Source organism: Salmonella sp. A7 (assembly GCF_020181675.1).
GTDB lineage: Bacteria > Pseudomonadota > Gammaproteobacteria > Enterobacterales > Enterobacteriaceae > Salmonella > Salmonella enterica.
Map to the genome: position 1 here is coordinate 1,846,060 of NZ_CP084001.1, position 18,825 is coordinate 1,864,884.

The 18,825-nt window shown below is 54.6% G+C and carries 22 protein-coding genes and 1 riboswitch; of the genes, 17 read left to right on the plus strand and 5 right to left on the minus strand.

Annotated features, from left to right (window positions below):
- Window position 1 precedes the first annotated feature (1 nt).
- Genes pduE through pduA form a run of 5 tightly spaced genes read right to left on the minus strand, consistent with a single transcriptional unit; the run spans window position 2 to window position 3,999 of the window.
- Window positions 2-523 carry a propanediol dehydratase small subunit PduE gene (gene pduE / locus LCS67_RS08835; RefSeq protein WP_001090597.1) on the minus strand — a complete coding sequence of 174 codons (522 nt, stop codon included), beginning with the start codon at window positions 521-523 and terminating at the stop codon, window positions 2-4.
- 14 nt (window positions 524-537) lie between these two features.
- Window positions 538-1,212: a propanediol dehydratase medium subunit PduD gene (pduD, locus tag LCS67_RS08840; protein WP_000405049.1), complete on the minus strand. Its 675-nt coding sequence runs from the start codon at window positions 1,210-1,212 to the stop codon at window positions 538-540.
- A 10-nt stretch (window positions 1,213-1,222) separates the two neighbouring features.
- Window positions 1,223-2,887 (minus strand): propanediol dehydratase large subunit PduC, encoded by a 1,665-nt coding sequence (gene pduC / locus LCS67_RS08845; protein WP_001256896.1) that lies wholly within the window; start codon window positions 2,885-2,887, stop codon window positions 1,223-1,225.
- Between the two features lie 18 nt (window positions 2,888-2,905).
- Window positions 2,906-3,718 carry a propanediol utilization microcompartment protein PduB gene (gene pduB / locus LCS67_RS08850; RefSeq protein ID WP_000097500.1) on the minus strand — a complete coding sequence of 271 codons (813 nt, stop codon included), beginning with the start codon at window positions 3,716-3,718 and terminating at the stop codon, window positions 2,906-2,908.
- Window positions 3,715-3,999 carry a propanediol utilization microcompartment protein PduA gene (pduA, locus tag LCS67_RS08855; RefSeq protein WP_001183618.1) on the minus strand — a complete coding sequence of 95 codons (285 nt, stop codon included), beginning with the start codon at window positions 3,997-3,999 and terminating at the stop codon, window positions 3,715-3,717. Before pduA ends, pduB begins: the two co-directional genes overlap by 4 nt.
- A gap of 524 nt (window positions 4,000-4,523) precedes the next feature.
- Here pduA and pduF point away from each other — a divergent pair.
- From pduF to LCS67_RS08940, 17 genes are all read left to right on the plus strand, one after another.
- Entirely contained in the window at window positions 4,524-5,318 is a 795-nt protein-coding gene (gene pduF / locus LCS67_RS08860) for a propanediol diffusion facilitator PduF (protein ID WP_001000023.1), read from the plus strand.
- 216 nt (window positions 5,319-5,534) lie between these two features.
- On the plus strand, window positions 5,535-6,446 hold the full coding sequence (gene pocR, locus LCS67_RS08865) for a transcriptional regulator PocR (protein ID WP_000622323.1): 912 nt from the start codon (window positions 5,535-5,537) through the stop codon (window positions 6,444-6,446).
- Window positions 6,447-6,771: 325 nt separating this feature from the next.
- A riboswitch (cobalamin riboswitch) is annotated at window positions 6,772-6,947 on the plus strand.
- A 96-nt stretch (window positions 6,948-7,043) separates the two neighbouring features.
- Entirely contained in the window at window positions 7,044-8,423 is a 1,380-nt protein-coding gene (locus LCS67_RS08870; RefSeq protein WP_031567888.1) for a cobyrinate a,c-diamide synthase, read from the plus strand.
- Complete coding sequence (gene cbiB / locus LCS67_RS08875) at window positions 8,420-9,379, plus strand: adenosylcobinamide-phosphate synthase CbiB (protein WP_000153655.1); 960 nt, start codon at window positions 8,420-8,422, stop codon at window positions 9,377-9,379. Before LCS67_RS08870 ends, cbiB begins: the two co-directional genes overlap by 4 nt.
- A 10-nt stretch (window positions 9,380-9,389) precedes the next feature.
- Window positions 9,390-10,022 carry a cobalt-precorrin-8 methylmutase gene (locus LCS67_RS08880; protein WP_000558993.1) on the plus strand — a complete coding sequence of 211 codons (633 nt, stop codon included), beginning with the start codon at window positions 9,390-9,392 and terminating at the stop codon, window positions 10,020-10,022.
- The gene (gene cbiD / locus LCS67_RS08885; RefSeq protein ID WP_001292904.1) at window positions 10,022-11,161 is read left to right on the plus strand and encodes a cobalt-precorrin-5B (C(1))-methyltransferase CbiD; all 1,140 of its coding nucleotides are present in this window, start codon (window positions 10,022-10,024) and stop codon (window positions 11,159-11,161) included. The genes LCS67_RS08880 and cbiD overlap by 1 nt, the downstream gene beginning before the upstream one ends.
- A complete protein-coding gene (locus tag LCS67_RS08890; protein WP_000958838.1) occupies window positions 11,155-11,760 on the plus strand; it encodes a cobalt-precorrin-7 (C(5))-methyltransferase in 606 nt (201 codons plus the stop codon). The genes cbiD and LCS67_RS08890 overlap by 7 nt, the downstream gene beginning before the upstream one ends.
- Window positions 11,750-12,328 carry a decarboxylating cobalt-precorrin-6B (C(15))-methyltransferase gene (locus LCS67_RS08895; RefSeq protein ID WP_000650985.1) on the plus strand — a complete coding sequence of 193 codons (579 nt, stop codon included), beginning with the start codon at window positions 11,750-11,752 and terminating at the stop codon, window positions 12,326-12,328. Before LCS67_RS08890 ends, LCS67_RS08895 begins: the two co-directional genes overlap by 11 nt.
- Complete coding sequence (locus LCS67_RS08900; protein WP_031567892.1) at window positions 12,312-13,085, plus strand: cobalt-precorrin-4 methyltransferase; 774 nt, start codon at window positions 12,312-12,314, stop codon at window positions 13,083-13,085. The genes LCS67_RS08895 and LCS67_RS08900 overlap by 17 nt, the downstream gene beginning before the upstream one ends.
- Entirely contained in the window at window positions 13,066-14,121 is a 1,056-nt protein-coding gene (gene cbiG / locus LCS67_RS08905; protein WP_076166171.1) for a cobalt-precorrin 5A hydrolase, read from the plus strand. Before LCS67_RS08900 ends, cbiG begins: the two co-directional genes overlap by 20 nt.
- Complete coding sequence (locus tag LCS67_RS08910; RefSeq protein ID WP_000953642.1) at window positions 14,121-14,846, plus strand: precorrin-3B C(17)-methyltransferase; 726 nt, start codon at window positions 14,121-14,123, stop codon at window positions 14,844-14,846. Before cbiG ends, LCS67_RS08910 begins: the two co-directional genes overlap by 1 nt.
- On the plus strand, window positions 14,843-15,634 hold the full coding sequence (locus LCS67_RS08915; RefSeq protein WP_001001974.1) for a cobalt-precorrin-6A reductase: 792 nt from the start codon (window positions 14,843-14,845) through the stop codon (window positions 15,632-15,634). The genes LCS67_RS08910 and LCS67_RS08915 overlap by 4 nt, the downstream gene beginning before the upstream one ends.
- 2 nt (window positions 15,635-15,636) lie before the next feature.
- Window positions 15,637-16,431: a sirohydrochlorin cobaltochelatase gene (gene cbiK, locus LCS67_RS08920; RefSeq protein WP_031567897.1), complete on the plus strand. Its 795-nt coding sequence runs from the start codon at window positions 15,637-15,639 to the stop codon at window positions 16,429-16,431.
- Window positions 16,428-17,141, plus strand: coding sequence for a cobalt-factor II C(20)-methyltransferase (locus LCS67_RS08925; RefSeq protein WP_001013552.1), 714 nt, complete (start codon window positions 16,428-16,430; stop codon window positions 17,139-17,141). Before cbiK ends, LCS67_RS08925 begins: the two co-directional genes overlap by 4 nt.
- Window positions 17,138-17,875, plus strand: a complete 738-nt coding sequence (gene cbiM / locus LCS67_RS08930) for a cobalt ECF transporter S component CbiM (protein ID WP_000764336.1) — start codon at window positions 17,138-17,140, stop codon at window positions 17,873-17,875. The genes LCS67_RS08925 and cbiM overlap by 4 nt, the downstream gene beginning before the upstream one ends.
- A gap of 1 nt (window position 17,876) precedes the next feature.
- On the plus strand, window positions 17,877-18,158 hold the full coding sequence (locus LCS67_RS08935) for an energy-coupling factor ABC transporter substrate-binding protein (RefSeq protein ID WP_000753212.1): 282 nt from the start codon (window positions 17,877-17,879) through the stop codon (window positions 18,156-18,158).
- Window positions 18,145-18,822 carry an energy-coupling factor ABC transporter transmembrane protein gene (locus LCS67_RS08940; RefSeq protein ID WP_000147126.1) on the plus strand — a complete coding sequence of 226 codons (678 nt, stop codon included), beginning with the start codon at window positions 18,145-18,147 and terminating at the stop codon, window positions 18,820-18,822. The genes LCS67_RS08935 and LCS67_RS08940 overlap by 14 nt, the downstream gene beginning before the upstream one ends.
- Window positions 18,823-18,825 lie beyond the last annotated feature (3 nt).

Sequence of the window (18,825 nt, forward strand, 5' to 3'; positions counted from 1 at the left end):
ATTAATCGTCGCCTTTGAGTTTTTTACGCTCAACGTACAGCCCTGCCGCTTCACGAACGAAAGCTGCGCAAATCTTTGCCTGATAACGGTTTTCGAGATCGTCGGCGATAGCGAGCAGCTCTTCTTTCGTTGAACGATACGGACGAAGGGCGTTGTAGATTTCAAGAATGCGATCGTCCGGTACCGCGGTCAGTTCGGCGGCGCGTTCGAAGTTCATCGCCAGCCGGTCGCGGCCCGCATCTTTGGCGATAGACGCCTGTAAGCGCAGGGTTTCCGGGGTAATACGCATATCCTGAGCGGTGACTTTATTGCTCAGCACGTTTTCCAGCGTAAAGTCGTCCAGCGTTTTATTGGTGGCGGTTTTCACCCATTCCGGGTGTTTGTTCGCCAGCGGGTAGTCGCTGACCTTTGCGCTGCGGGACGTGCCGCCTGCCGCAGGAGCCGCTGCTGGCGCATCGCCCTGCAGGCTGTTCATGCGGCTCAATACGTCCCGGACCATCGATTCAATTGCGTCGGTATTCATGGAGTTATCCTTTATCAAAGCGCCACGCGCAGTTCCTGCGGGTTTTTGCCCGTCACGACGTACTTGGTCTCTTTAATGTGCAAAATGGCCGACTTTGCCTGGTACTTCGGGCGTGCCATCTGGTCATTGAGCGTAGGGACCGGCTGCGGTGATTCGCGTTTCGCATAACGGGCGGCGTTTTTACCAATCTGACGGTAGGTTTCCAGCGTCAGCAGCGGTGCCTGCGGGAACAGCTCCAGGTTGGAGAGCGGCGGTAGCCCCTGCTGGTGGATAACCGTAGTACCTTTCGACTGGATGCCGATGGAGATGCCGGAGCCGCTCAGGCGGTTACCTTCCACGGCGACGAACGCCACGTCGGAAGATTTAAAGCAGCGAATCACGCGCGCCCTGATACCTTCTTCTTCAATACCGGCAATGACTTCGCGCAGAATGCTCTTATGTGGTAAGCCGACGATATTAACAGTCTGTGCCAGGCCAAATGCCGGGCCGACGGCGATAATGACTTCGTCCTGCTGAGTGCCCTGGCGCGCTTCGCCCACTTCGGTCAGAAAGCCGTCGCCCGCAGGCGCAGCGGTCTGTGGCGCTGTGGATGCCGCAGGCGCATTAAACGAGACGGGTTTATCGCTGCCCTTCATGTCGCGGAGCACGTCTTCAATTATCTGGCGCAGCAATTTTTCATTAATTTCCATTTCTCACCCCTTAATCAATCTCGTTGGGATCAAGAGCGCCAGGGATATTTTTAATCTCTTCCCAGCGTTCTCCCTGCAGGCGATAACCTGTTGCCGGACCGGCATAGTCATTGACGTCATTAACCGCAGAGAGCACTTGTCCGTCGCCGACGATAATGGCGGAGGTGTGCAAATAGTCGCCGGTTAGCTTGGCTTTCTGGATGTTGAGCATGTCCTGGGCCACGTCGGTAAACCCGCCCTGCGCCAGCGCTTTAACGACTTCCAGACCGTTGCGGTTTTTATTGATGATTTCCTGGGCGAACTTGATGTCTTCGACGATGTTACGCTCCGGCATATCTTTCGAACCGTGGGCATAGGTCGCGGCTTCAACTTCTTCATCGGTAATCGGCGGTAGTCCCATTCCGGCAAACACGGCCTGCAGCGCGCGGGCGGCTTTGTTACGGATGGCGATAACGTCCTCTTCGCGAACCGGGCGCAGACCGCCGTCCACTTTCAGGTCACGCTGGATAACGTTGTAGTCGTCAAAGTCTTCCGCATCTTCGTTGGAACCGGCGAACATGTTGTCGTAGTTCGGCACTGCGGAATAACCAGAGGAGATAAAATCGGTACCCGGCAGAAACTGCATCAGCAGGCGCGCGGTACGACGCATATCGGAGTGGGTGAAGGTCTGGTCGTTACTGGAGGCGCATTCCAGATCCAGCGACGAGCAGATCAGGTTTTCCGCCAGCACGGCACGAATGCCTGACGGCACGGCAGACGGTACGCCGATGCAGCTTACTGAGCCGTTTTGCAGCCCCTGAACGCCCGCGGCTTTGGTGATATAGATGCAGCGCGCTTCCAGATACAGCATGGATTTGCCTTCGGCGTAGCCCATCTGCACTTCGGATCCGGAGCCGGAGGTGAAGCGCATTTTCAGGCCGCGAGAGGCGTAGGAAGAGGCTAAGAAGCCCTTCGACCATGGGGTATCGTCACCGTCGGTGAAGACCGGCTCGGTGCCGTAAACGGAGATGGTTTCGGCGTAGCAGGTGTGGCCCAGCATGCCGAGCTTCAGCTCGGTGGCTTCTTCCAGGGAGCACTGCGTCAGTACGCCCGGACGACCAACCTGAGAACCAACCAGCAGCGCGATGGCGTTGAACGGCGCATAGCGCGCTACCGCAACCGTGGTTTCTTGTTCGTCAAACCCGCGCCATGCGCCTTCGGCGGCATCGGCGGCAATTTGCACCGGGTTATCCTTGACGTTGGTGACGTGCGCCTGCTGAGATGGCGTGCGGCGGGCGCGCATTTTCTGCATCGCCATCATCATCTCAACCACGTTCATATGCGAAACCACTTCAACAATTTTCGCCGGGGTCATGGCGGTGGTCAGCGGAACGATTTCGCTGCGCTTGACGTTAGGATCGCACAGCATATTGGCCAGCTTGACCGAATCCATCGCCATCACTTCTTCGGCGCGGTTCAGGTTGATGCCGTAGCGGGCGATAAAGTGGTCGATCAGGTCGAATTCGCTAACCGGTTTTCCGTCCAGCTCGGTCACCGCGCCGTTAACGATTTTAATCGACGGTTTTGGATCGTTCGGGCTTTCCATTGCGATAAAGCCTTCTTCGATCCACTCCTTAACAAAGCCGTCCTGATTCACAGGGCGTTTCGCCAGTGCTTCAAATCTTTTCGATCTCATGAATCAGCCTCGTGGGTATCAGATGTAGGACGGGCGATCGTTTTTCGGTTCAGAACCGAGGGTCGCAAGGACGGTTTTGCCGATTTCGCGGGCGGAGGTCACCGCCTGACGGACCGCGCCGGAGTCGCCGGAAATCACCAGAATGGCTTCGTTACTAAAGCTGGTGCCGTGCGCCGGAGAGCTGTACGCCACGACTTCAACGTTGGCTGACTTCAGGGCGGTATCGGCCATCAGTACGCCGACGGAAGCCGGAGCGCCGACAATGACGCCGCAGGCACGGCCAATCGGCGCGCCGAACGCTTTTTCCAGCGCGTAGCTGGCGCGAGCGGTGTACTGCAGCTCGATATGCCCGGCTTCGTTGCCGTAAACATCACCGAAGGTGCGGTCCAGCTCTTTCAGCGCGACTTCGATACCGCGCTTGACGTCGGATACATCGTTACCGCCTAAAATAATCAGCGAACCGTGGCCCGCTCCGCCTTTGGTATCGCGCGGCAGCTCAATGCTGACCACTTCGGTGTTGGTGGCTTTCACCGCTTCGTCCGCCGCCATAATGTGCGGGCCTGCGCCGGTGCGGGCGCCGAGAATGCCGATGGAACGATAGCGCTTCTCAAGTTTCATCGCGTCCAGCAGGGCGGTATCGACGTTGGCGATAACCAGGCCAAGGGTATCGCCAATGGCGGTCCCGACAAATTCCGTTAAACTGCAGCTTTTTTCTGCCATAGCCGTCTCTCGTATAGGTTGGGGTTGACCAGGGATGGCCTGTTGTTCCGGCGTTGCCACACGGGCAATCACCTGCGCCATGATCTGTTCCACCAGCTCATTGCTGCTCATTGGCTAATTCCCTTCGGTAAGATTTTTTCTACATCGGTGTGAGGGCGTGGGATGACGTGTACGGCTTTCACTTCACCCACGTTGCGTGCGGCTGCGGCACCTGCATCGGTGGCCGCTTTGACCGCGCCAACATCGCCGCGCACGATGACGGTTACCAGCCCGGAGCCAATCTTTTCATAGCCCACTAACATCACATTGGCTGACTTAACCATTGCATCAGCGGCCTCTATGGCTGCGGTTAAGCCTTTGGTTTCTACCATTCCTAGTGCTTCTTGTTGCATAAAGACCTCGCATGGAGTGTTCCGATAGTGGGGACTATAAGAAGATGCGAGGAAAAAGAATGGCTGACTTGCTGTTGAACATCAGAAAATAATGGGAAAGCAATATGATTAAATTGCCTTTTATTTTTATAAGTAATTGATAATTAAAGTTTAATTTATTATTGTCTATATGATTATTTTGTTTTTATTATTTCATTTTTACATTTTTGTTAGTGACGAGAGTATTTTTATTTGATATGGCGAAAGACGCAAAATGTGATGTTTATTCGAAATTGATAAGTTGGCTTGTGCAATATTTTATTATTTCAACAGGCGTATTTTATAGCTCAAATTTCCCGTGTGATGGGCTGATAAAAATATCGGAAAAGCAAAATTTTGCTATCGCAACACGATTTTTCCGGGAGACAGGTCCGCAGGTTGCCAACAATTTACAGGCGGCACTTTTTATAGTGAGGTTAGCTGTACTCTACTGCCAGCCGAAACTTGCGCTGGCCAGGACACGAACTTTGCTCAGAAGGTGTCACATGAATGATTCTCTAAAGGCGCAATGTGGTGCGGAATTTTTAGGCACCGGACTCTTTTTGTTTTTTGGTATCGGTTGTTTGAGTGCGCTCAAAGTCGCAGGCGCCAGCCTCGGATTATGGGAGATTTGCATTATTTGGGGGCTTGGAATTTCACTGGCCGTTTACCTTACGGCCGGAATCTCCGGCGGACATCTTAACCCTGCGGTGACGATTGCGCTGTGGCTGTTTGCCTGCTTTCCCAAACAGAAAGTATTGCCTTATATTATTGCCCAGTTTGCCGGCGCTTTTGGCGGCGCTCTGCTGGCGTATGTGCTTTATAGTAGCCTTTTTACTGAATTTGAGACTGCGCATCATATGGTGCGCGGTAGCGTCGAAAGTTTGCAATTAGCCAGCATTTTCAGTACCTATCCGGCCGCAGCGCTAAATGTATGGCAGGCTGCGTTGGTGGAAGTGGTCATTACGTCGATTCTGATGGGCATGATCATGGCATTGACGGATGATGGCAATGGCATTCCTAAAGGGCCGCTTGCGCCTTTGCTTATTGGGATACTGGTTGCCGTTATCGGCGCGTCTACTGGACCCCTTACCGGTTTTGCAATGAACCCGGCGCGTGATTTCGGTCCCAAACTGTTCACATGGTTAGCGGGGTGGGGGAACATGGCGATGAGCGGTGGGCGAGAGATCCCTTATTTTATCGTGCCGATTGTCGCGCCTGTTATCGGCGCCTGTGCCGGAGCAGCCATATATCGCTATTTTATTGGTAAGAATTTACCTTGTAACCGCTGTGAACTGTAAGAAAATGCGAACCAGATTCACAGCAATGATGTATCGTAAAAACAGGTGAGATAATTTCGTGATCTGCTTTCACGAACTGATCAAAACGTCTCCCAGCAATGGGAGACTTTTGATATTGTCATTGTACTTTTTATCAGGGCCAGGATAATGCTAATAAAAAGTGAATGTAAATAATGTGTTTTGTTTATAACAATAAATTAACTGAGGGGTTTTATCATGATTTCTGCGAGCGCTCTGAACTCAGAACTCATTAATAAAATCGCACAGGATTTTGCACAAGCCACCGGTCTGGCGGTTGTGGTTGTCAATATTCATGGTGATGAAATATCTGAGCTATTCAATTTCACGCCGTTTTGTCAGTTGATGCGACAGCATCCCCAGCATAGTACACGTTGTCGTATGAGCGATCGCTGCGGGGGACTGGAGGCATCGAAGTCCGATCAACCCTGTATTTATCGTTGTCATGCCGGTCTAACGGATTTTTCTATTCCGCTGGTAATTGCAGGGCATTTAGTTGGCTTTGTTTTATGCGGACAGGTTCGTTTAAGTAATGACGTGGAGTTGGTAAACATTCTTAATGTTGACGATCGCTGGCAGGCTGACCCTGAGCTCTTGAATGAATTTCGGAATGTGCCAGAGATGGACTATTCACGCGTTATCGCTTCCGCCGATCTCCTTAAACTGATTGTTGAGAATTGCCTGAAAAAACAACTCAATTTCGTGGTTATCAAAGACAATCCGCAGCAATCGGAGGCAAATAAAGCCGCTCGTGGTCCCACTCCGCATGACAGTAAAATGAAAAAAGCGCTTCGCTATATTGATGCGCATTTGTCCGACGATCTTCGTCTTGAGGATGTCGCCTCACATGTCTATCTCAGCCCCTATTACTTCAGTAAGCTATTCAAGAAATATCAGGGAATCGGATTTAATGCGTGGGTGAACCGCCAGAGAATGGTTAGCGCCAGAGAATTGCTTTGCCATAGTGACTGGAGTATTGCCAGTATTGCGCGTAATTTAGGCTTTTCGCAAACCAGCTATTTTTGTAAAGTCTTCCGCCAGACCTATCAGGTTACGCCGCAGGCTTATCGCCAGCAGATAAATGAGAATTCTCATCCTCCATCGTTATGAATAGCAATATTTTGCTATTGCCGATTTTTGATAGTGTTTTGTATCTTAATCATTTCAGAAAGAAAATTTATCTGGTGTGACAATAAATTGTCATAGCGCAACAAAATAATAAAATTTAGGGCATAAACTGCACCAGTTTTTATTTTTGTGATGAAGTACAGTGTCAGGAAAGATAAGTTTTATTACGCTTTGTCGACACGTTTTATCGTCAATATACCGGTAAGGATGAGTAGATTAACGTCAGATGAGCAACCGCTCAGGTTATTGCTCACAGAAATGTAAAACGTAGCACATTATTAATTGCCGTTATGGGTGTGCCGTACAGCCATAACGTAAACCAACAGGTTTGCCACATTTGTGGTAGGGAAGGGGGTGAAAATCCCCCGCAGCCCCCGCTGCTGTGATGCTGACGACCCCGTAAAGACCACTGATCGCAAGATTGGGAAGGACGGGCGAGGAGGACGCTAAGCCAGAAGACCTGCCTGTCGGTGATAACCAACAACTTCGGTGGGAAGTGGGTTGCGAAGACGCGTACAGTCGAAAGACTGAACATGCGCGTACCTGTATACCCCTACCACCCTGAACAGGATCAGGGTAATGGCGGCAAGGCATCACGCATTTATTCTTGCAGGCACAGGAAGCGGTTGCGGCAAAACCACGGTGACGCTTGGTTTGTTGAGGCTGCTGCAAAAACGCGCGCTGCGCGTACAGCCGTTTAAAGTTGGGCCAGATTACCTTGATACCGGCTGGCATACCGCTATCTGTGGCGTGGCGTCCCGTAATCTTGACAGTTTCATGCTTCCTCCTCCTGTTCTCAACGCCTTATTTTGCGAACAAATGCGGCAGGCGGATATCGCCGTCATTGAAGGGGTCATGGGGCTGTATGACGGCTATGGCGTCGACCCCAATTATTGCAGCACAGCCGCAATGGCGAAACAGCTTGGTTGCCCGGTCATCCTACTGGTGGACGGCAAGGCTGTTTCAACGTCGCTTGCGGCTACCGTTATGGGATTTCAGCACTTCGACCCGACCCTCAACCTCGCGGGCGTGATTGTGAATCGCGTCACTAGCGACGCCCACTATCAGCTCCTCAAAAATGCCATTGAACATTATTGCTCACTGCCTGTACTGGGGTATGTCCCTCCTTGCGACGGCGTCGCATTACCTGAACGCCACCTGGGGTTGATTACCGCCAGAGAATCCCTCGTCAATCAGCAATCATGGCATGATTTTGCCGCCACGCTGGAACAAACAGTGGATGTGGATGCGTTACTCTCGCTGAGCGTGTTATCAGCGCTTCCGGCGGGAATGTGGCCTGAACGCCCCGATAACACAGCGGGGGCAGGGCTGACGCTTGCTCTGGCGGATGATGAAGCCTTTAACTTTTATTACCCCGATAACATCGATTTGCTGGAGCGTGCCGGCGTTAACATTGTGCGTTTTAGCCCACTGCATGACCGCGTATTGCCTGATTGTCAGATGATCTGGCTGGGCGGTGGATATCCCGAATTATACGCCGCAGAGCTGGCGGCAAATACGGCGATGTTAAAACATTTGCAGGCGGCGCATCAGCGCGGCGTGGCGATTTACGCGGAGTGTGGCGGTCTGATGTATTTGGGGAGCACTCTGGAGGATAGCGGCGGGGAAATTCATCAGATGGCGAATATTATCCCCGGTCACAGCAAAATGGGTAAGCGACTTACCCGCTTTGGTTACTGTGAGGCGCAGGCTATGCAGCCAACGCTATTGGCGGTGCCTGGTGAGATAGTGCGCGGCCATGAATTTCACTACTCAGATTTTATCCCCGAAACACCCGCCGTTATGGCCTGTCGTAAGGTTCGCGATGGTCGCGTGTTACAGGAATGGACCGGCGGCTGGCAGACAGGCAACACGTTTGCCAGCTATCTGCACGTCCATTTCGCCCAGCGTCCGGAAATGTTGCAGCACTGGCTGGCGGCGGCGAGGCGCATATTATGACGATCCTTGCCTGGTGTATCGCCTGGGTGCTGGATTTTATCATCGGCGACCCTCAACACTGGCCCCATCCGGTACGCTGGATAGGCCGTTTAATCACGTTTGTGCAGCGTATTGTGCGTCGCTATTGTCCCGGCGATAAAGCGCTGCGGATTGGCGGCGGCGTAATGTGGGTTGTGGTTGTCGGGGCGACCTGGGGCGTGGCATGGGGCGTACTGGCGCTGGCGCAGCGGATTCACCCCTGGTTTGGCTGGAGCGTCGAAGTCTGGATGATCTTTACCACGCTGGCCGGACGCTCTCTGGCCCGCGCCGCGCAGGAGGTTGAGCGACCGTTGCGGGAGAACGACCTTGCGGAAAGCCGAATAAAACTCTCCTGGATCGTCGGGCGCGATACGTCGCAACTTCAGCCAGCGCAGATCAATCGCGCCGTGGTGGAAACGGTTGCAGAAAACACCGTTGACGGCATTATCGCGCCGCTCTTTTTCCTCTTTCTCGGCGGCGCGCCGCTGGCGATGGCCTACAAAGCCGTCAATACCCTGGATTCAATGGTGGGCTACAAACATGAAAAATACCGGGCGATTGGTATGGTCAGCGCCCGTATGGACGACGTAGCGAACTATCTTCCCGCCCGCCTGAGCTGGCTGTTGCTGGGCATTGCGGCAGGACTGTGTCGCCTGAGTGGTTGGCGGGCGCTGCGTATTGGCTGGCGTGACCGTTATAACCACAGTAGCCCAAATTGCGCCTGGTCGGAAGCGTGTGTGGCCGGCGCCTTAGGTATCCAGCTCGGCGGCCCAAATAACTACTTTGGCGAGCGTGTGGACAAGCCCTGGATCGGCGACGCGCAGCGCGATATTTCCGTGGACGATATTTCCCGAACGATTCGATTGATGTGGGTCGCTTCAACCCTGGCGCTGGCGCTGTTTATTGTAGCGCGGTGCGGGTTATCTGGCGTGGCCTGAGGACGACAGTATGCATTATATCCAGCAGCCCCAAACCATTGAGGCCAACAGTTTCACCATTATTAGCGACATTATTCGCGAAACGCGTCCTGATTACCGTTTCGCCAGTCCGCTCCATGAGGCCATTATCAAGCGGGTTATTCATACCACCGCCGATTTCGACTGGCTGGACATTTTGTGGTTCTCTGCCGATGCGCTGGAGCAGCTTTGTGATGCGCTACGCCAACCGTGCATTATTTATACCGATACCACGATGGCGCTGTCCGGCATTAATAAAAGATTACTGGCGACGTTTGGCGGCGAGTGTCGCTGTTATATCAGCGATCCGCGCGTGGTGCGCGCCGCAAAAACGCAGGGGATTACCCGTTCAATGGCCGCCGTCGATATCGCTATCGCCGAGGAGGAGAAAAACAAGCTCTTTGTTTTCGGTAATGCGCCGACGGCCCTGTTCCGTTTGCTTGAACATAACGTGACGGTGAGCGGCGTGGTGGGCGTACCGGTAGGCTTTGTCGGCGCGGCGGAGTCCAAAGAGGCACTCACCCATAGCCATTTCCCCGCGGTTGCCGCGTTAGGGCGTAAAGGCGGCAGTAACGTGGCTGCCGCTATCGTCAATGCGCTGCTCTATCACCTCCGGGAGGCCTGATGAGCGAGCTTTCTTTTGACGCGCCGGTCTGGCACCACGGTAAAGCGTTACGTAAAGGATATACCACCGGTTCCTGCGCGACGGCGGCGGCAAAAGTCGCCGCGCTGATGGTATTGCGTCAACATCTGATTCATCAGGTCTCCATCGTCACGCCGTCGGGCGTCACGCTATGCCTGAACGTGGAGTCGCCGCACATTGAAGGCCAGCAGGCGATAGCCGCAATTCGTAAAGATGGCGGCGATGACGTGGATGCCACGCACGGGATGCTGATTTTTGCCCGTGTTACGCTCAACGACAGCGGTGAGATTACGCTCACTGGCGGTGATGGCATTGGTACGGTAACGCGTAAAGGGATTGGACTGCCGCTCGGGAGCGCCGCCATCAATCGTACGCCGCGCCATACCATTGAGTCAGCGGTGCGCGAAGCGATAGGCCCGGCGCGTGGGGCCGATGTGGAGATTTTTGCCCCGGAAGGCGAAGCGCGGGCGCAAAAAACGTATAACTCGCGGCTTGGCATTCTTGGCGGCATTTCCATTATTGGCACTACCGGCATTGTGACGCCGATGTCGGAAGAAAGCTGGAAACGCTCGCTATCGCTGGAACTGGAGATCAAACGGGCGTCAGGATTAACGCGGGTGATACTCGTGCCGGGCAACCACGGCGAACGGTTTGTTCGCGAACAAATGGGCGTCGACACACAGACGGTCGTCACCATGAGCAATTTTGTCGGCTACATGATTGAAGAGGCGGTACGGCTGGGATTTTGCCAGATAGTGCTGGTGGGGCATCCTGGAAAATTGATCAAAATCGCCGCCGGGATCTTTCATACCCATAGCCATATTGCCGATGCGCGCATGGAAACGCTGGTCGCGCATTTAGCTTTACTGGGTGCGCCGCTGGAGTTACTCACCCTGGTCAGCGATTGCGATACCACCGAAGCGGCAATGGAGCACATTGAAGCATATGGCTTCGGGCATATCTATAACCATCTTGCCAGGCGTATTTGTTTGCGAGTCATGCAGATGCTGCGTTTTACCAAAACGCCGCCTGTCTGCGACGCCATCCTGTTTTCTTTTGATAACCATATTCTCGGCAGTAATCGTCCCGTCGACGAGATTGCTAAGGAGCTGCAATGCTAACGGTCGTGGGTATGGGGCCCGCTGGACGGCATTTGATGACGCCTGCGGCGCTGGAAGCGATAGACCACGCCGATGCGCTGGCAGGCGGTAAACGCCATTTGGCGCAGTTTCCGGCGTTTGGCGGCGAACGATTTACGCTGGGCGCGGATATTGGCGCGTTGTTGTCCTGGATTGCCGCCCGTTGGGATAAAGGGATCGTGGTGCTGGCCTCCGGCGATCCGCTGTTTTATGGCATCGGTACACGCCTGGTGGCGCATTTTGGTATCGAACAGGTTCGCATTATCCCTGGCATCAGCGCCGTACAGTATCTGTGCGCACAGGCTGGAATTGATATGAATGACATGTGGTTGACCAGTAGCCACGGTCGTTGCGTCAGCTTCGATCAGTTAGCGAACCATCGCAAAGTGGCGATGGTCACGGATGCCCGCTGCGGGCCGCGAGAAATCGCGCGGGAACTGGTCGCGCGGGGCAAAGGGCATCGCTTAATGGTGATTGGTGAAAATCTGGCGATGGAAAATGAGCGGATCCACTGGCTACCCGTCAGTGCGGTCAACGCCGACTATGAAATGAATGCAGTGGTGATCCTGGATGAAAGATGAGCTTTTTCTGCGCGGCGAGAACGTACCGATGACCAAAGAGGCGGTACGGGCGCTGGCGCTGTCGAAACTTGAGCTCCACCGCGCCAGTCACCTGATTGACGTCGGGGCGGGAACGGGAAGCGTCTCAATTGAAGCGGCGCTGCAATTTCCTTCGTTGCAGGTGACGGCTATCGAGCGTAATCCTGCCGCGCTACGGCTGCTTGATGAAAATCGTCAGCGCTTTGCCTGCGGCAATATCGATATTCTCCCCGGCGAAGCGCCAATGACCATAACCGGGAAAGCCGATGCGGTGTTTATGGGCGGCAGCGGCGGGCATCTGACGGCGCTGATTGACTGGGCGATGGGCCATCTGCATCCCGGTGGCCGTCTGGTGATGACCTTTATCTTGCAGGAAAACCTTCATAGCGCGCTGGCGCATCTTGCGCACATCGGCGCATGTCGAATGGACTGTGTACAGCTTCAGCTTTCATCGTTAACGCCGCTGGGGGCGGGACACTATTTCAAACCGAACAATCCTGTTTTTGTTATCGCCTGTCAGAAGGAAGAAAACCATGTCAGAGACATTTGATCCACGCTGTGTATGGTTCGTCGGCGCCGGGCCGGGCGATCGCGAGCTGATCACGCTTAAAGGCTACCGCCTGCTGCAACAGGCGCAGGTAGTTATCTATGCCGGTTCGCTGATCAATACCGAACTGCTGGATTACTGCCCCGCGCAGGCAGAACGCTACGATAGCGCCGAACTGCATCTTGAGCAGATTATCGAGCTGATGGCTGCGGGCGTGAAAGCGGGAAAAACGGTGGTGCGGTTGCAAACGGGCGATGTCTCGCTGTACGGCTCCGTGCGTGAGCAAGGCGAAGAGTTAACCCGCCGTGGTATCGACTGGCAGGTAGTGCCTGGCGTCAGCGCGTTTCTCGGCGCTGCGGCGGAGCTGGGTGTGGAATATACCGTACCGGAGGTATCGCAGAGTCTCATTATTACCCGTCTGGAAGGGCGCACGCCAGTACCGGCGCGCGAACAACTGGAGGCGTTCGCCAGTCACCAGACGTCGATGGCGATTTATCTTTCCGTTCAGCGTATTCATCGGGTGGCGGAACGTCTCATTGCCGGCGGTTATCCGGCAACTACGCCTGTCGCAGTGATCTATAAGGCTACCTGGCCGGAAAGTCATACCGTTCGCGGCACATTAGCGGATATTAGCGACAAAGTACGTGATGCTGGCATCCGTAAGACGGCGCTAATCCTGGTCGGGAATTTTCTGGGTAAGGAGTATCACTACTCAAGACTCTATGCAACGGACTTTAGCCATGAATACCGTAAAGCCTGAATCCATTGCGTTGTTTTGCCTGACGCCCGGCGGCGTGGCGCTGGCAAAGAGACTCGCCGCGATGCTGCCGTTAACCTGCTTTACCAGTGAAAAACTGCGGGAAGAGGGATTTATTCCCTTCGATGGCGGATTCGCTAATACCGCCCGGCAGGCTTTTACCACTTATACCGCGCTTATTTTTATCGGCGCGACCGGCATTGCCGTTCGTGTCCTGGCGCCGTTAGTGAACGACAAGTTCAGCGATCCGGCGGTGGTCGTCATTGATGAACGTGGTCAGCATGTCATTAGCCTGCTTTCCGGTCATGCGGGCGGGGCCAATGCCTTGACGCGCTACCTGGCAGGAATGTTAGGCGCCGATCCGGTGATTACCACGGCAACGGATGTCAATGAGATGTCCGCGTTGGACACCTTAGCTTTCCAGCTTAACGCCCGCATGACCGATCTTCGCACGGCGGTAAAAACCGTTAACCAGATGTTGGTCAGTCATCAACGTGTGGGGTTATGGTGGGATGCCGAACTAACCGAAGAGATCGACCAGTGCGATATTCGCGGTTTTATCCCTGTTGATGATTTGCAGCGGTTGCCTGAGCTGGATGCGCTTATCTGCGTCTCTTTGCGTAATGACCTCCCTGAGCTTCCCGTACTGCACTGGAAACTGGTGCCCCAGCGTGTGGTGGCGGGAATTGGCTGTCGCCGCAATACGCCATTTCCCCTGTTAGCGACATTACTGGCGCGCCAGCTTGAAGCGCAGAAACTCGATCCGCTGGCGTTAAAAGCGATTGGCAGCGTCACGCTCAAAAAAGGGGAACCGGGGCTTATTCAGCTCGCCTCCTGCTGCCGCGTGCCTTTTAAAACCTTTACCGCCGAAGCGTTGCGCGAATTCGAACACCATTTTCCCGGTTCTGGCTTCGTCAGAAAAACGGTGGGCGTTGGCAGCGTATCCGGCCCGGCTGCGTGGTTATTAAGCCAGGGACAATTGTTAGGCGAGACCCTGCGAGAACAGGGCGTCACTATTACTTTAGGAGTTGCACACTGATGTTGAGCGTAATTGGTATTGGCCCCGGTTCGCAGGCAATGATGACGATGGAGGCGATTGAGGCGCTTCAAGCGGCGGAAATCGTCGTGGGCTACAAAACCTATACCCATCTGGTTAAAGCATTTACCGGCGATAAACAGGTGATCAAGACCGGCATGTGTAAGGAAATTGAACGCTGCCAGGCGGCTATTGAACTGGCGCAGGCCGGGCATAACGTAGCGCTCATCAGCAGTGGCGACGCCGGTATTTACGGCATGGCGGGACTGGTGCTGGAGCTGGTGAGCAAGCAGAAGCTGGATGTAGAGGTTCGCCTTATTCCGGGGATGACCGCCAGTATCGCAGCCGCCTCGCTGCTGGGTGCGCCGCTGATGCACGACTTCTGTCATATCAGCCTCAGCGACCTGCTGACGCCGTGGCCGGTGATTGAAAAACGCATCGTTGCCGCCGGAGAGGCAGACTTTGTTATCTGTTTTTACAACCCGCGTAGCCGCGGGCGCGAAGGGCATCTGGCGCGCGCGTTTGACCTGCTTGCCGCCAGTAAAAGCGCGCAAACGCTGGTTGGCGTGGTGAAATCCGCCGGACGTAAGAAAGAGGAAAAATGGCTGACTACGCTCGGCGATATGGATTTTGAACCGGTAGATATGACCAGTCTGGTCATCGTCGGTAATAAAACGACCTATGTTCAGGATGGGCTGATGATAACGCCGCGAGGTTACACGCTGTGAATGAGGGGGATGTGCTGGTGGTGGGCGGCACCAGCGATGCGCGCGCGTTATGCCGACAACTGGATGCAGCGAACGTCGCATACACCTTATCCGTGGCGACGCCAGCCGGAAAAGCGCTGGCTGGCGACATTAAAGGACAGGTGCGCTGTGGTCGTCTGGAGTACGGGCAGATGGTCGCCTGGCTAAAAGAAAACCGTACTCGCTGGGTAATAGATGCATCGCATCCTTATGCAGAAATGGTCAGCCATAACCTCCTTCGCGCCTGTGAAACGGCAGGCGTGTTGTTAAGTCGTTATCAGCGTCCGGAGCAGCTTAGCAATCTGACGCATCCGCTTCTCTATACGGCGCGCAGTATTGCCGATGCCTGCGAGATAGCGAAGCGTTTTGGTCCGCGCGTGTTACTGACGACCGGCAGTAAAGATCTGGCCGTCTGGCGTGCCGGGCTGGCGGAAAAAACGTTGCTGGCGCGCGTACTGCCCGTGGCGGAGGTGATTCAACGCTGCAGCGAACTGGGGTTCGGCGTTGGAGAAATTTTCGCATTGTGTGGGCCGTTCAGCGCTGATTTTAACGCCGCGTTTTACCACCAGTGCCGGGCCGACGTGGTCATTACCAAAGCGTCCGGCGCGGAGGGGGGATATCAGGAAAAAGTTCAGCCCTGTCTGGATGCGGGCATTCCCTGCATCGTTATTGCGCGCCCGACGCCGCTTGTGACGGGTGATGAGTTACTGGAAAGCCAGGCCGCCTTTGCGCAGCGTTTATCGCGCTGGCTGGCCGCAGCTAAGGAGTAAAAATGAAAAAAGCGCTTCTGGTGGTCAGTTTTGGCACCAGCTATCACGACACCTGTGAAAAAAACATTGTGGCGTGCGAACGTGATCTGGCGGCGTCCTGTCCCGATCGCGACCTGTTTCGCGCCTTCACTTCCGGAATGATCATTCGCAAGCTTCGCCAGCGTGACGGTATCGACATCGATACGCCATTACAGGCTTTGCAAAAGCTTGCCGCACAGGGATATCAGGACGTGGCGATTCAGTCGTTGCACATTATTAACGGCGACGAATATGAAAAAATTGTCCGTGAAGTACAACTCTTGCGTCCGTTATTCACTCGCCTGACGCTGGGCGTGCCGCTGCTGAGCAGCCATAACGATTATGTGCAGCTAATGCAGGCGTTGCGACAACAGATGCCATCGCTCAGAAAAACGGAGAAAGTCGTTTTTATGGGCCACGGCGCCAGCCATCACGCATTCGCAGCTTATGCCTGCCTCGATCATATGATGACCGTGCAGCGCTTTCCGGCGCGCGTCGGCGCCGTAGAAAGCTACCCGGAGGTCGACATCCTGATCGACAGCCTGCGTGACGAAGGCGTCACCGGCGTACATTTGATGCCATTAATGCTGGTGGCGGGCGATCACGCCATTAATGATATGGCTTCAGACGACGGCGACTCATGGAAAATGCGCTTTAACGCGGCGGGCATTCCGGCGACGCCGTGGCTGAGCGGGCTGGGAGAAAACCCGGCTATCCGGGCGATGTTTGTCGCGCATTTGCACCAGGCGCTGAACCTGGCGGTAGAGGAGGCGGCATGAACGGTAAATTATACGCATTAAGTACCGGGCCAGGCGCGCCCGACCTGATAACCGTCCGCGCAGCGCGGATTCTTGGCTCGCTGGACATTCTGTATGCGCCCGCCGGTCGTAAGGGGGGCGATAGTCTGGCGCTGTCGATTGTGCGCGACTATCTCGGCGAGCAGACGGAAGTACGTTGTTGCCATTTCCCTATGAGCGCTGACGGCGCCGAGAAAGAAGCGGTCTGGAACGAGGTTGCCGCCGCGCTTACCGCAGAGGTGGAAGCGGGTAAACAGGTCGGTTTTATTACCCTGGGCGATGCGATGCTATTCAGTACCTGGATTTTTTTACTCCAGCGAATCGGCTGCCCGGAGTGGCTGGAGATTGTCCCCGGCGTCACGTCCTTCGCCGCGATAGCCGCCCGCGCGAAAATGCCGCTCGCCATAGAACGGCAATCGCTGGCGGTTATTTCTTGTACCGCGCCGGAAGCGGAAATAGCCCAGGCGCTACAACAGCATGATAGCCTGGTGTTGATGAAAGTGTATGGCCGATTCGCCCGTATTAAAGCGTTGCTGGCGCAGGCTGGCCTGCTGGAATGCGCCTTAATGATGTCCGAGGCCACGCTGCCCGGCGAGCAGTGCTGGCGCCATCTCCACGAGGTCAACGATGATCGACCGTTGCCCTATTTTTCGACCATTCTGGTCAATAAACAGTGGGAGTATGCAGAATGAAACTTGAACAGCAACTTAGACAGTTGTCTTTCAGTGGACTGGCTGCAGCGCTATTGCTGATGGTTGTCCCGCAACAGGCGTTTGCGATGCATATCATGGAGGGCTTTTTACCGCCAGTGTGGGCGCTGGCCTGGTGGTTACTGTTTTTACCCTGCTTGTGGTATGGGCTGGTGCGCTTACGGCGTATTGTGCAGGAGGATAATCATCAGAAGGTACTGCTGGCGCTGTGCGGCGCGTTTATTTTTGTCCTGTCCGCGCTCAAAATTCCGTCGGTAACGGGGAGTTGTTCACATCCGACCGGCGTTGGTCTGGCGGTTATTTTGTTCGGGCCCGGGGTGGTGGCGATTCTCGGCGCGGTTGTGCTGTTGTTTCAGGCGCTATTGCTGGCGCACGGCGGCCTGACGACGCTTGGCGCAAATGGAATGTCGATGGCGGTGATTGGCCCGGTTGTCGGTTATCTGGTGTGGAAAATGGCCTGCCGTGCCGGACTGCGCCGCGATGTCGCCGTTTTTCTGTGCGCGATGCTGGCGGATTTGGCGACCTATTTTGTGACTTCAGTCCAGCTTGGCGTTGCGTTTCCCGATCCCCATGCCGGAGCGACAGGGTCTGTTGTGAAGTTTATGGGGATTTTCTGCCTCACACAGATTCCTGTCGCCATTGCCGAAGGTTTATTAACCGTCATGATTTATGATCAGTTAACCAAACGGCAAGTGATTACCGTACAAGGACATTAAAATGAAAAAAACGTTGATGTTGTTAGCGATGGTGGTGGCGCTGGTGATTCTGCCGTTTTTTATTAACCATGGCGGTGAATATGGCGGTTCAGACGGCGAAGCGGAAAGCCAGATTCAGGCTATTGCGCCGCAGTATAAACCCTGGTTTCAGCCGTTATATGAACCCGCCAGCGGTGAAATTGAAAGCCTGCTGTTTACCCTTCAGGGCTCTCTTGGCGCGGCAGTGATTTTTTATATCCTGGGGTATTGCAAAGGTAAACAACGCCGTGATGACCGGGCTTGATCGACTCAGCTATCAAAGCCGCTGGGCACACGTTGCGCCGCAGCGCAAATTTTTGCTGTGGCTGGCGATGATGATACTGGCGTTTGCTCTGCCGCCTGTAGGGCAGGGCATTGAGCTGCTGATCATTGCCGGATTGAGCTGTTGGCTATTGCGCATATCCCTCTGGCGCTGGTGTCGATGGATGGCGATACCTTTTGGATTTTTGTTGGTCGGCGTGATAACGATTATCTTCAGCATCAGCCGCGAGCCGCAAATGCTGCTGGCTGGCATCTCTGTCGGGCCGTACTGGATCGGGATTACCCGTGCGGGCGTGGTTACGGCGAATGAAACGTTCTGGCGTAGCCTGACGGCGCTGTCCGCGACGTTGTGGCTGGTGATGAACCTACCGTTTCCGCAGTTAATTAGCTTGCTTAAGCGCGCGCATATTCCACGCCTGCTTACCGAGCAAATCCTGTTAACGTGGCGCTTTCTCTTTATTCTTCTGGATGAGGCGGCGGCAATTCGTCGCGCGCAAACGCTGCGTTTTGGTTATTGCAGCCTGCCGAACGGCTATCGATCTCTGGCAATGCTGACTGGACTCCTGTTTACGCGGGTGTTAATGCGTTATCAGCAAATGACCACCACGCTGGATATCAAACTGTATCAGGGTGATTTTCACCTGTAAGGA